Origin of the sequence: Chloroflexus aurantiacus J-10-fl (genome assembly GCF_000018865.1) — a bacterium.
In the GTDB taxonomy this organism is placed as follows: Bacteria; Chloroflexota; Chloroflexia; order Chloroflexales; family Chloroflexaceae; genus Chloroflexus; species Chloroflexus aurantiacus.
Genome location: NC_010175.1, coordinates 2,624,786 through 2,637,823, shown reverse-complemented (window position 1 = coordinate 2,637,823; position 13,038 = coordinate 2,624,786). Strand labels below are relative to the sequence as shown.

8 protein-coding genes are annotated in these 13,038 nt (G+C 56.6%); 3 read left to right on the top strand and 5 right to left on the bottom strand.

Annotated features, from left to right (window positions below; genetic code table 11):
* Positions 1-43: 43 nt before the first annotated feature.
* Complete coding sequence (locus CAUR_RS10025; RefSeq protein WP_012257786.1) at positions 44-1,507, bottom strand: Kelch repeat-containing protein; 1,464 nt, start codon at positions 1,505-1,507, stop codon at positions 44-46.
* A gap of 429 nt (positions 1,508-1,936) precedes the next feature.
* Between CAUR_RS10025 and CAUR_RS10020 the strand changes: the two genes are divergently transcribed.
* Positions 1,937-4,222, top strand: a complete 2,286-nt coding sequence (locus tag CAUR_RS10020) for a hypothetical protein (protein ID WP_012257785.1) — start codon at positions 1,937-1,939, stop codon at positions 4,220-4,222.
* Positions 4,223-4,314: 92 nt separating this feature from the next.
* A complete protein-coding gene (locus CAUR_RS10015) occupies positions 4,315-5,121 on the top strand; it encodes a hypothetical protein (protein ID WP_162015874.1) in 807 nt (268 codons plus the stop codon).
* A 254-nt stretch (positions 5,122-5,375) separates the two neighbouring features.
* On the opposite strand, the gene CAUR_RS21225 is transcribed toward CAUR_RS10015, so the two are convergent.
* The 4 genes from CAUR_RS21225 to CAUR_RS09995 form a co-directional block, all read right to left on the bottom strand.
* A complete protein-coding gene (locus tag CAUR_RS21225; RefSeq protein ID WP_162015872.1) occupies positions 5,376-5,519 on the bottom strand; it encodes a hypothetical protein in 144 nt (47 codons plus the stop codon).
* Positions 5,520-6,072: 553 nt separating this feature from the next.
* A complete protein-coding gene (locus tag CAUR_RS10005) occupies positions 6,073-8,109 on the bottom strand; it encodes a hypothetical protein (protein ID WP_012257782.1) in 2,037 nt (678 codons plus the stop codon).
* 962 nt (positions 8,110-9,071) lie between these two features.
* A complete protein-coding gene (locus CAUR_RS10000) occupies positions 9,072-9,389 on the bottom strand; it encodes a hypothetical protein (protein ID WP_012257781.1) in 318 nt (105 codons plus the stop codon).
* Positions 9,390-9,400: 11 nt separating this feature from the next.
* Entirely contained in the window at positions 9,401-10,561 is a 1,161-nt protein-coding gene (locus CAUR_RS09995; RefSeq protein WP_012257780.1) for an aminotransferase class I/II-fold pyridoxal phosphate-dependent enzyme, read from the bottom strand.
* A 69-nt stretch (positions 10,562-10,630) separates the two neighbouring features.
* Here CAUR_RS09995 and CAUR_RS09990 point away from each other — a divergent pair, with 69 nt between their 5' ends.
* Positions 10,631-13,033, top strand: a complete 2,403-nt coding sequence (locus tag CAUR_RS09990; RefSeq protein WP_015909141.1) for a hypothetical protein — start codon at positions 10,631-10,633, stop codon at positions 13,031-13,033.
* The last annotated feature ends 5 nt before the right edge of the window (positions 13,034-13,038 follow it).

The window sequence follows — 13,038 nt, the reverse complement described above, 5'->3', positions numbered from 1 at the left end:
TTGGGACAAGGGGGATCGGTGTAGCGAATACTGGAACAGGTCACTACTGCCCCGGAATAAAGATGACGTACAGCGCACGATATTCGCTTAACATACCCTGTGTACGACTATCGCCAACGAAGTAGATGTTGGAATCGAGGAGGACAGCATCGGTAGAGATATTCGCTTCTGCCGGCAGCGGAGTACTGCTCCAGGCATCGGCCACAATGTCGTAAGTCAACCCCTCACGCCGTTCGCTATCGAAGATCAGCAACGTACTGGACAGTCCAACCACTGCGGGACGGGCAATCGCCTGTGGTAGTGGAGCTATTGCCACCCAGCGGCGATTCGGGTCATTCCCCGGTTCGAGACGATGGCTATCGCGCAGCGGCCCCTGTTCACCCTCGCCACCAATAACAAAGAGGCGGCCAGCGGCAACCGCAACCCCCGCATCACGTCGAGGTTGCGGTAGTGGAGGTGCCGTCTCCCAACGCTCACGTACCGGATCGTAGACGAAGACATCGCTCCGTACTGTGGTACCATCCCAGCCACCAATCAGGTAGAGCTGGCCTTCCCAGGCCGTGAGTGCGTAGCGACTGCGCGGAGCCGGCAGAGGAGGCCCGGAGTACCAGCGTTGTTCACGGGGATCGTAGATCTCGAGCCGATCAAGGACAGTACCATTACTATCTTCGCCTCCCGGCACGTAAATCAGGCCACGTAGCGTAACGGCTCGCGCATAACTCACAGCGGTAGGCTTATCGGTCAGTCGCACCCAACGGTCAATCTCAGGATCGTAGCGATCAACGGCAGCACTGACAACGCCGTTGCGCTGTCCACCAATGACGTACAATCTGCGTTCAAGATCGTAGCCGGTCAGCGCGAAGTGATCGCGAGGTTCGTTCAATGGCTGACGCAGAAACCAGCGCTGCTGAGCATCGATGATCGGCGACGAGGTTGGCGCAGCGGTCACCGGCATCGTGCCGGCTCGTGCATTGATGACCAGGGTTGCTACCGCAATAACGATAACGACAATCCCACCGATCAGCCACGGGAGCAATTGTGCCAAAGTCGTCTTTGTTGCAGGTGGTGCAGGCGAGGATGCGGTGATAGTGACAGGCTCCTTAACCGGGGTTGAAGGTGCAATGTCTGCCGGTTCTGGCGTAGTTGGCGGTTCGGTATTGAGAGCAAGCGGTTCAGTCGACTCAACAATCGACACTGCCGCATCAGATACGGCAGAAGCAGTTATCGCCGTTAACTCATCACTTGGTGCGGTTGCTTTTGCAACCTCCGCTTCATCAATAGCAGTCTGATTGGTCTCGCCAACGGTCACAATCCCGTTGCGAATGGCATAGACGGTCGCCTCGGTGCGCGACTCCACACCGATCTTCGCGAAGATATTGCGCAGATGAACTTTGACCGTGTTGACACTAATGTTCAACGCAATTGCAATCTGCTGATTTGTGGCACCCGTGGCAACGAGACGGAGGATCTCGCGCTCGCGCTCACTGATCTGAGATTCATTCGTCATATGGCGACATACCAGAACGTAACTGCTTCACGTTGATCATAACACATGCCCGAAAGCGTCATGTCACAGTCATGCCCACGGAAGAGGTAAGTAACAATGTTCAAGCTGTGATCATTGAAAAGCCAGGTGATCGCGACGTGAACGCACGTGGTACCTGTGAGTAGATTGAGCTACGACACATGCCTGGCATTGAGCACGGGAGGTGCGGAGACATGGCCTCCGCGCTCCAGACAATACCACATGGGCATTACCGAACAGGAACGGTTTCTATCCGGCGCGTGATTGTGCGATACATGTGCAAAAGAGCTTCTACCCATAAATCATTATTTTTTTGCCTGCTTTCGTTCATGATACGAATGATCTGTGACAGCAACCGAGAGGTTCCCGTATAATATATCGATAGTCATCCCTGCGTTGTAAACAGCTTCTATGATGATTGGCCGATTGCGACTTGCTATCCTCGTCTTGTATGCCACACTGAGTTTGCACATAATTCAGTGGGTCTGGCCATCGCCAACCTATGCCCAATCAGGTGTTTCACTTGAAGTGTTTACGCCATTCGCCGGTCAGTACGTCGTTGGTGAATGGTTACCGGTACGAGCAACCCTGCGCAACGCCGGTGCCACGATCACGGCAACGATCACCGGTAGTCCGGCAGACGATCCGGCGCAATACGCTCGTGTTATCCGCATTCCAACCGGTGGACAGGAGACGATTTGGCTCTACGTCTGGATCCGTCAACCGGCTCGCGCCGTCACCATTACGGTGTCTGCCAATAACGTGATCCTGGCCCAGCAGGAGCTACCGCTTCTCTTACGTCCAACTGATCGGATGCGGGCTGTGCTGGGAGAATCGCCGGTCAGTGGCGACCTTTTTGCTACCGGTAGCCTGCAAGTAGCCGATCTTCCCGATCATGCACTCGGTCTGAGTAATCTCAGTGTATTGGCTCTTTTTGAATTGAGTGAACCGTTGTCACCCTCACAACAGTCGGCATTGCTGGCATGGGTACACAATGGTGGTCACCTTATTGTCGGTGGTGGCCCGGATGCCATTACGCTGCAAACCAATCTACCTTCGACATTGCAGGCGGCACAGATTGCCGGAGTAGCCGCCCTTGATCGGCAACCACTGGCCGATCTTGCCGAAGTGGCATTTCCCAACCCTTTGATCGGTCTCAAACTACAACCGGTTAATGGCGCTTATGCGATTGGCAACCCGACAGCACCACCCTGGATCGAGTATCCGGTCGGTCATGGACGGGTCACCCAACTCGCATTTTCGCCAGATAGCCTGAACACCTGGGCCGGACGTGACCTGTTCTGGTCGGCCTTAGCCCAACCGGTACTGCTGGCCCAAACAACTATTGGTAGTAGCGCTCAGCTTACCAGCCGCCAGATTGAGGCGTTGCGTCCGGCATTAAGCATTCTGCCGGCTATCGACATCCCGGTTTTCGGTCAGAGTTTCCTGGCCCTCACCATCTACGCTCTGGTGGTCATCCCATTCCTGATCGGCATATGGTGGTGGCGTCACCGCGTTCTGCCGGTGACAATCCTGTTTTTAGTAGCGGTCATTAGCAGTGGGAGTAGTCTCTGGTGGGCCAATGCCAACGCTGCGCCGGCCTATACATCGTTACGCCTGACCCTGATCGAACAAATTGACAATCGACAGGCGATTGCCAATAGTGCGCTGGTGATGCTATCGGCAATGCCACGGACTGAGACGGTATCATTCACAAGTCCGGCTTTTCTGCGACCACTGAGTATCGGCGCTGACCCCAACGGGGATGCAATGGTACTGAATAATCCCCTGTTTCAGGAGACAACGCAGATTGCGGTGCAACTGGCACCGTGGGAGCGGCAAAGCCTGCTGGCGTCCATGGTGCTTCCGGCGCTGCCAGTGCAGGCAACGCTGGTCATTGATCAAGAGCGCTTACGGGTGGATCTGCAAAACGACAGTTCAGTGACGCTGCGCGACACCTACATTATGTATGGAGACCAATTAATCTTCTTCGGTACTCTGCGGCCTGGTGCCCGTTCAGTAGCCCGTTGGCCGGCCGTTTTCGCCGAAGCACCGGTAAACGCTTCCCCAGGTCAGCTTATTGTCAATGATTTACGCGAAAACGGGTTGCTACCGAATCGCAACATTGAACAGCTTGTCTCTCTGCGAACAACATTCATTGATGCAGCGGTCAGACCGGTGTCGGAACGGTTTGATCCAGGCCCTTTTCTTATCGCGTGGCTTGATCGTGATCCGACTACATCAACCATACCAGATGGTTGGAGTGAAACCTTGTTGGTAATGCGCCCCCACATTGTCGGTCAGGGACAGTTGATTTTGCCCGTGGGCTGGCTGCGCATTGATCCGAAAAGCACACAAACTACCAGTTGTTCGAATGATAATGGCATCCTGATAAGCAATGCTGCCGGTGATGTGCATCTTCGTCTACCCGCCGATCTGGCTCAATTACAGGCAGAGACGATCCAGGTACACGTGAAAACGGTTGACCCTCTTGCAGATCGCCAACTTGTCATTCAGGCTTATAACTGGCAGACTGCGAACTGGAGTCCGGTAACGGCTACCGATCCGACTCGTTTTACTATCGCGTCGGCGGCTGCCTACCTGCGCAATGGTGAATTGCGCTTACGTTTCAGCAATTCTTTCGATCAACCAACGTGCATTATTGTCACCGGTGGGGTGCAGGGAGTTGTGCCGTGATAGCAGCATTCCAGGGTGCATGGCAGCAGCTCGTTCAAAGCCGACGGGTGAGCATATGCGTGATGGGTACCGTATTCGTGATGTGGTTAGCAATGCTCAGTTCTATCCAGCTCGCGAATATCGGCGTCAACATCGAGTTACCCCTACGCAACGCGCAAGTCGGTCGTCTCCTCGCTACCAGTTTCTGTCTGGTTTTACAGGGTTGGTTGCTCGCGATCACCCCATCACTTGCATTACGCCTGTATCCAATATTTGCGCAACCGACACCCATATCACCGGTGCAACTGCTGGCTCGTATACTGGCGTTGTGGGGAATGATGTTGATCATCATCATTATTGCCGTGCCTTTCCTCAGCATCTTGCCTCTCTTCGGGAGTCTGAGTCTGGCCGAGATGATCTGGGTGCTGATCGTGATCGTGATGACGAATCTCCTGCTTTGTACGATATGTATCTGTTGGCTCACTCTGGCCCGAACACCACCGGCAGGTTTGTTTGCGACATACGGTACAATTCTGGCCTGGTTGATCGTGCCAATCCTGCTGATTGCCACTAACGCTGTCCCTCCTGCTTCGGCACGGGTGATCGCTGCCTTCAACCCATTGACTGCCCTGGTCGCACCGTTGGCACCAGCCTTCCCGCTCGATGGGCCGATTGCAAATAACCTGGATATGCTGCTCCAGATTACCCACGGCGCTATCGAGCGAACTGTACCACTACACCAACCTTATCTGGCCGGCAGCGGTCTTATAGGATGGCTGATCTTTGGTCTGACCAGTTTTCTTGCCCGCCCTCTGCCCCGTCGCTGGCAACGCTTCGATACGCTCTGGCTGATTGGGCTGGTGGTCTATCTAATATTCATGTTTTTGGAGCCTGAATGGTGGAGCGCAGCGTTCCGTTGAATTGTCAGGAGGAAGGAGAAAATAGGGTGGAGGAAGGAGGAAATAGGGTGGAGAAGAGAGGAAATAGGGTGGAGGAGGGAGGAAATAGGGTGATAGAAGGGAGGAAATAGGGTGGAGAAGAGAGGAAATAGGGGAGAAGAGAGGAAATAGGGTGGAGAAGGGAGAAAATAGACGGATGGGTTCGTAGGGGCGGGTTCGGAACCCGCCCCTACGAACCTATGCATTACCCATAACTGGTGTCAACCACGGGTGTATCAGTGGGTATGACCGTCATGGGTACTGTTGTGGGCGACTGGCCCGATGGCAGTGCGCTGCTCCAGCCGTGCTATCACGTGCTGAATGGATTGCCGTACCCGCTCGTCATGCGCGTGGCGCAAGGTTTGGAGTGCGGCAGCCATGCTGCCGCGCCTGCCGTGCTCACGATCCAGCGCGTGGTACACCGTTACCCATCCTGGTCACAGGGGTGCTGGATGTGCTTGTTTCGATCATCGAGTCGGTCAGGCACGAATGCGCTAACTGCGCGTAGACATGTTGTTGCACCAGGTTTGTGCCTGCGCATCAGCGGCCACGGCCAGCACCTGACGGCGGTGGAGAGGATACCTCCACGCAGGCTGGAAGCCTGCGCCACGCCACCCGCGCCACGGGGAGCGCTTGCAGCCTGGCCTAACGCAGCGTGACATGTGGGTAAGGCATAGCCTACGAACGGGTGCATGTGTCGGTTCACCCTGCCATATGAGGGATGTGGCGAAGGAGGGGATGGCGAAAGGGTACGCCTTGGTTCGCGTACCATAGATTGTATGTTTCAGGTTTGGTATTATCCCATCGCGAAGACAGACTCAATTCGCTCTACTCCAGCCGCAACACCGTGTCTTGCATGACAGGAGAGAGGCGACAATCACGCGGAAGTATATTCCTTGCCGGATTGCTCGCCTACCCTCACCCGGCATCTGATCATCGGATTACCCGATAAATAACAATACCCTCGTGGGCAAAAACCGCTTCATAACCCGGCTGTCCGGCAAACAGTTCAGGACGCAATGGCCCCTTTGGTGAGGTGTAGATATAATCAATCCGCTCGGCAGCTATCAGACTCGCTATATCAACCTCTTGCCCGTTACCGAGGTCAATGATGCGCTGACTGCGTTGTTGTGTAGCCTGGACATCCTCCGCTTCACCATAGATGAAGAGTACCGGCGGCGTACTTGTCCAGCGTCCGGTCAGGGGTAAAATCCACCACCCCCCATCCGTTCCCCGCGCCACACCGGGCAACCAGGGCGCAGCATTGATCAAAAATCGGGCTGTGGGAGGTGTCTGTTCGGCGATCCACGTTAGGGCGACCCGGTCGGCTGAAGTTGCCAGAATGGTCACCGGGTTCACAATTGTGCGCTGTTGATACGCCCCCCACAGCGTACACCCCAGTAGCAGCGCGATAGCAGCCATCTGCGTCCAACGACGCTGCGGCCAGATCAGGGCAACGCTACCACCGATGAGATTGCTGAGTGGTAAAAACAGGCTGATCGCTGTAATGTCAACCGGCAGTAGCCAGAGAAAGGGCAGGCGTACCGTCAAGGGGTTTATTGCCAGCAACAGCAACCCTACGCCACCGATAAGCCACGTGCGCTGCACCACGGCGTACAAGATCAACACCAGACCGATAGGCGGTGCCAGATAGCTGATCAACCAGGGGTTTGACAGCACAACCAGCACGCCTACCCAAAGCACCATCACCGCAGCAGCCCGTTGCCGGTAAAACACGCCTACCACGCCAGCAAATAACGCTAGCGTGACCAGCCACTCGTTCGGTCCGATCCACATCAGACTGTCGCTCAGTTGCACATACGAACCGCCACTCGTCAGGCTACGCGCACCGGTTGCTGCCGGTAGCAAGATCTGCCGCACCAGTACGAACCACCATGGCCCGGCAAGTATCAGTGCTACCAGGCCGGCTCCCATCGCCTCGACCAGCCGGCTAACGATTGCCGGGCGTGTCTGGTGTAATGCCCAGACAGTGCTTTGCACAGCAATGAGCGCACCACCAAACACAAACATGCGCATATGCACCAGACTCAACCCGGTGATGATCAGCGTGTTCAGGAAAAGCCAGCCCAAACGTTCACGGCGCGTATTGGCATCCAAGCATTGCTGCCAGCCTATTGCCAGCGCAACAATCTGTAATAACCCACTTAACTGTGTATACCGCCCCCACGAGACGTAGTATGCCGGCATCCACGAAATACAGCCCACGATTGCGGCAGCGATCACTGCTGCCAGCGGTCGCCGCCAGATCAGGAAAGCCAGTGCGGCAGCGGAAAACCCTTGTATCCAGTTGAGTAGTTGCCCGCTCCATAAGATCATTGCCGGCAAGTCACTCCTGCCAAGATGCCATGCTGCCGCGATCAGCACGTGGTAGCCCCAGTGATATGGCATGTCGGTGACCGGTAGATATGGGGTCAGTGTCCAGGGTACCCGTCCGGTCTCGGCGGCAACCCGCACCATCAGGGCATGATGTACCGAGTCGACCCAGGCCGGAAATGCCAGATCGGCAATCTGTACCGCCCGCAGCCAGGCACTGATTGCCAGTACACTCAGCAACAACCAGCCTGTTACCGATGATCGCACCTGAACCGGGGCCAGATCACGCCAGGCATCGTACAGCGCAACAACGGCCAGCAGGATCGCCACACTTATCAGCAGCCCTACCGGTATCGCCAACCCGACCGCCGTCACCCACAGATAGAGCAGCGGCACAAGGCTCAAACCCAGGCCATTCCAGATAGCGATACGCAGAAGCCAATGTGGACGTTCTCCAGGCATCCGACGTTCGAGCAGATACCCAGGTACCATCAACCAGAAGCCGGTTGCCAGTATCACCCTGGCGGCTGGAACAAAGCCTGCCACCAGCGCTGCTATCAACATACCGATCAACCAGAGTTGACCGGTAGAACAGCGGGCAAGCAGGCTGGCCGGTGAGGTGATACTTATCCGCATAGCTGTTCCTGGTGAACGATGTGGCTGGCTCGAATCAGACTGTAGTCAGAAGCCTGGCTTCTATTCTTGAACAATACTGTGCATTACAGCATACCACCGGGTATGAGGTCATCCGTGTGTATCTGCTGCATCCGCAAGTATCCGTGGTCATCATATACAGGACACGGATAGACGCGGATTGGGCTGATAAACGCGGATAGTTCATCACCGGGTATGAGGTCATCCATGGGAGTCCGCCGCATCCGCGAGTCTCCGTGGTCATCACACACGGGACACGGATAGACGCGGATTGGGCTGATAAACGCGGATAGTTCATCACCGGGTATGAGGTCATCCATGGGAGTCCGCCGCATCCGCGAGTCTCCGTGGTCATCACACACGGGACACGGATAGACGCGGATTGGGCTGATAAACGCGGATAGTTCATCACCGGGTATGAGGTCATCCGTGTGTATCCGCCGCATCTGCACGTATCTGTGGTCATCACATACGGGACACGGATAGACGCGGATTGGGCTGATAAACGCGGATATTTCATAGGAAACAGAGAATCAGGTGTTACGCATTGCATCTTGCCAGATTTGGTGTACATCACTCAAGTTGCCACCTGTATTGTGAGCGGGCCATAGAGGCTGACTGTCAGGCTAAACTGCACGACGTTGCCCTTAACACCGGGTAGTGCAATCGAAGTTTCCACGGACGTGCTACGTCATACCTCACGGTAGCCACCAGGGGTATATCCATCCTCTGTGTCATCCGTGTCTCTGTGGTGACAAAGATAGCAACTTTGGTGATACATATACACCGGCAGTGCCAGGCAAGGGAAGTGCGGAAGGATGGCTTCCGCACCCCGTAAGATGCAACACACCTCTCCCTGCTTCGGTTGAAGCGTTCTGTGCATCCGTGTGATGCTGGTGCTTCACCGCTTACCTGCTCATCTCCCTGCAGAAGCCTCTCGTAACCTAACCCACCAGCCAGAAGATCAGACCAACGACGACCACCGCTATCACCAGCAGGAGACTGAGCAATTTTGCCTGCTCAACCGAACGACGCCGGGCAAGCAGTGGACGGGCTTCTGGGGCGTAGGGAACGTCGGGCAATTCACTCAGGAAGATTGCACCCAGTACGGCGGGATTGGTAAACAGGGTCTTGAAGAACGCAGTAATCAGTTGGCGCGCCGTGATCAACGGCGGCGCCCAGTACGCCTCTTCGGGTGTCAGTGGACGTCCGGTCAGTGCACAGCGCAGCTCAGTTGTTGATTCATTCTCGTGCAATGACATAACCTGTCTCCTCAGGCAATACGACGCACAAAGCGCTCGATCCGTTCGAGGGCCTCTTCAATCTTGTTGAGGGCAGTAGCATAACAGGCACGGACAAAGCCGGCACCGCTCGGCCCAAAGGCGTCACCTGGTACCACGGCAACCTGTTCACTGTGTAGCAATTGTTCACAGAAGGCTTCACTGGTTAGCCCAAGATGCCCAACCTGGGGAAAGGCGTAGAATGCCCCCTGTGGCTCAAAGGTTGGCAGACCGATGCTGTTTAAGCCGGAGACGATAACTTTTCGCCGCCGATCATATTCGCGTACCATGGCCTGCACCGCTTCTTCGCCGTGCAGTAATGCTTCCAGACCGGCATATTGGCTCATCGTCGGGGCCGACATAATCGCATATTGATGGAATTTGCGCACGGCAGCCGTGATCTCAGCCGGTGCCGCCAGCCAACCCAGGCGCCAACCGGTCATGGCGTATGCCTTCGAGAAGCCGCCCAGCAAGACGGTTCGCTCGCGCATACCCGGCAAGGCGGCAAAGCAGGTGTGTTCGACGCCGTACACTAACCGGTCGTAGATTTCATCGGAGATGACGATCAGATCGTGCCGCTCGGCAACCGCGGCGACTTCCAGCAACCGTTCACGACTGAGCACAGCACCGGTTGGATTGTTGGGATAGCCGATCAGAATCGCTTTGGTGCGTGGTGTTACTGCCGCTTCCAGGGCTGCGCCACTGACTTGAAAGCCATCAGCTACGTTCGTCGGTACGTAGACGACACGCGCATCGGCAAAGGTAACACAGGCCGGATACGCCACAAAGCAGGGTTCAGGCACCAACACTTCATCATCAGGATCGAGAAGCGCCAGAGCCGCCCCCAGCATCGCTTCGCTGACACCGACGGTAATCAGCAGTTCGGTTTCGGGATCGTATTGCACACCATAGCGGCGGGCCAGATGTTCGGCGAGGGCAACCCGCAATTCCAGCAGACCAGAATTTGAGGTATAAGCCGTGGTACGGTCAATCGATGCCTGACCGGCAGCACGAATCTGGTCAGGCGTGATAAAATCAGGCTCGCCAACGCCGAGCGAAATGACATCGGGCATGGTGGCGGCAATATCGAAGAAACGGCGAATGCCTGATGGTGGGACGGCGCGAATGCGGCGAGCAATGCGTTGGCTGGTCATAACAGTTCTCCTTTTGTGACATATCTGAGCGCCATTGCTCAGCGTGTTTAATCTTACCATATGCGTTCTATGTTGCTCATTGGTCGCCGGCTTTTGATGATGATCTTGATCGGTTTGGTCGTGGTGTACCTCTGGTATGCGTTCGATCATGTACGCCTGCTGGCTGGCTTTCCCTTCCCCATCGACTACGGCGAGGGGCCATTGCTGGCCCAGATCGATCAGCTTCTAGCCGGGAGACCGATCTGGCAGTTGTACGCCAATCCGAGTCAGGAACCGTTTTTGATCGTCAATTATCCGCCACTCTTCCTGATCCTCAGCACTATGCTGGCATGGATCACCAACGACCCCTTGCTGGCTGGGCGTCTGGTTGCGCTCGGCGGTGCTCTGGCCGGCGCGGCTGCGCTGGCTGCGTTGATCGGACGCCGCAGCGCGTGGATAGCTCTGATCTGGTTGACTATTCCGGTGGTTATTGAATGGATGCCATTCATGCGGGTCGATTTACCCGGAGTGGCGCTGGGCTTGTGGGCAGTGTGGGTAGCCCGTCATGAGCGCATCCCGGCAATACCGCGTGGAATAGTAGCCGGCTTGCTGGCGGTTGGATGTCTCTTGACCAAACCATCGCTGATCGCCGGGCCGACCGCCGTCGGGGTCTATTTCGTCGCTGAATGGATTCGTCATCGTTCCCAACCAACAGCACCCACCGTTCGAGCAGCAATCACCTTTTTCACGACGGCGCTGATAGCTGGCGGCGGTATCGTTGTCGGTCTGGTATGGCTAACCCAGGGCTGGTTCTTCCTGCACGTTATTGCCGCGAATGCTAACCGCTGGGAACCAACCCTGGCTACCGATTTCTGGCGTCAGCAATTGACGCTACGCTGGCCGCTCCTCATTACTGCGCTGATCGGTGGTGGTGTGGTGTGGCACAGCAACCAACGGGCGCTGTTGCTGCCGGTGCTGGCCTATCTCCTCGCCGGCACCGTCGGCGCTATCGGGGTCGGCAAGGTTGGTGCCTATGCCAATTACTTCTTCGAGTGGTATGCGGGGCTGATCTGGTTAAGCGGCCTGGGCTGGTCAGTTGTATCAACTCGCTTCACGCAACGACCGCTGCTTCAGCTTAGTCTGCCTGCTCTGATGATTATCAGTCTCCTCTACTATCCGCCACGCTGGGATGCCAATCGCCTGCGACCGGCGGGATTACTCGAACCATCCCCACCGCGCCTGGCGATAGGGCGCTACGGGCTGTGGGCCGATGCCCAACGTGAAGCGGCAGTGCTGGCAGCATTGAGCCGAACCAACACGGTGCTGGCCGCCGAAGCCCAGGCCGCGGGCAATGTCATCTTTACCGATCTGCCCGGCCTGGCCAGCGGGGCGGGAGTGCTGGCCCGCATCCCGGTGTTTGAATTTCGTCAGTTACTCGACCAGGGTTTAGCCGACCAGACCCCCATTCTGTACGAACTGGCCAACGGCAATCCGCCGCTCATCCTGCTCGACTACCTCGGCAACTGGCTGACGCCGGAGATGATCGCCATTATTCGCCATCGCTACGCCCAGGATGGCTCGATTGGGATCATTGACCGCTACCGTCCGATTGCCACTGGCCCAACCTACCCGCCGTTGCAGCCGTTAAGCGGGGGTGGCATTCAACTGGTTGGCGTGCAACTTACCCCGCCGCCCGGTGCGCAGTACGAGCCGGGCGACCTGGTGGTGATCAATTTGCGCTGGTCACGCCTCGATCCCCATCCTACTGACGATCTCAGTGTGGTGGTGCAGCTACGCTTCGCCGGTGATCGGGTAGCAATCCAGAGTGAGCGTCGTCTGATCTACGGCGCCCTGCCGCCATCACGCTGGCCGGAAGCCAGCCCGATTGACCACCTGCAACCAATCGAACTACCGGTAGAGCTGCTGCCCGGCAATTATCAGATCGCTGTGGGACTGCGCGACCAGAACGGCAATGAGTTACTTCCACCCCAACCGGTTGCCGACCTGTATGTCGAACCCCAGGGAGGGATGTTCTTTGCCGAAACCGGCTATTTCGTCCCGGCAACCTTCATGCGGTTTTGGGCCGAGACAGGTGCGCTCGAACGGAGTGGGTTCCCCCTGACACCTGCGGTACCCTTCGCCTGGGGCTGGTTTCAATGCTTTGAACGGACATGCCTGGAATGGCGGGACGGGAGCGTCCGCATGCGCCCGCTCGGTACTGAACTGTACCTGGCGGAAACCCTGCGCAGCACGCAGTGTCAGGGATATTCCCCGGCGCATACTGTCTGTGCCGGTTTTTCGGTACCGGAAGTGTTTGGTGCAACACTGGGCCAGACACTCAGTGGCGAAATTCAGCGCAACGGTTGGATTGTGCAATGGACGGAATATGCCCGTCTCGAACGCAGTCCAGACGGAACAACCTTTAGCCTGGGGCGGTTGGGTGATGAGACCCTTCGCCTGCCGCCGGGCGTGCGTTACCGCTGGCCGGAGTAATACCA

Excerpts from the sequence above, each read along its gene's own strand:
- CAUR_RS10025 (WP_012257786.1), bottom strand. The coding sequence starts at position 1,507 with ATGACGAATGAATCTCAGATCAGTGAGCGCGAGCGCGAGATCCTCCGT.
- CAUR_RS10020 (WP_012257785.1), top strand. The coding sequence starts at position 1,937 with ATGATGATTGGCCGATTGCGACTTGCTATCCTCGTCTTGTATGCCACA.
- CAUR_RS10015 (WP_162015874.1), top strand. The coding sequence starts at position 4,315 with ATGCTCAGTTCTATCCAGCTCGCGAATATCGGCGTCAACATCGAGTTA.
- CAUR_RS21225 (WP_162015872.1), bottom strand. The coding sequence starts at position 5,519 with ATGGCTGCCGCACTCCAAACCTTGCGCCACGCGCATGACGAGCGGGTA.
- CAUR_RS10005 (WP_012257782.1), bottom strand. The coding sequence starts at position 8,109 with ATGCGGATAAGTATCACCTCACCGGCCAGCCTGCTTGCCCGCTGTTCT.
- CAUR_RS10000 (WP_012257781.1), bottom strand. The coding sequence starts at position 9,389 with ATGTCATTGCACGAGAATGAATCAACAACTGAGCTGCGCTGTGCACTG.
- CAUR_RS09995 (WP_012257780.1), bottom strand. The coding sequence starts at position 10,561 with ATGACCAGCCAACGCATTGCTCGCCGCATTCGCGCCGTCCCACCATCA.
- CAUR_RS09990 (WP_015909141.1), top strand. The coding sequence starts at position 10,631 with ATGTTGCTCATTGGTCGCCGGCTTTTGATGATGATCTTGATCGGTTTG.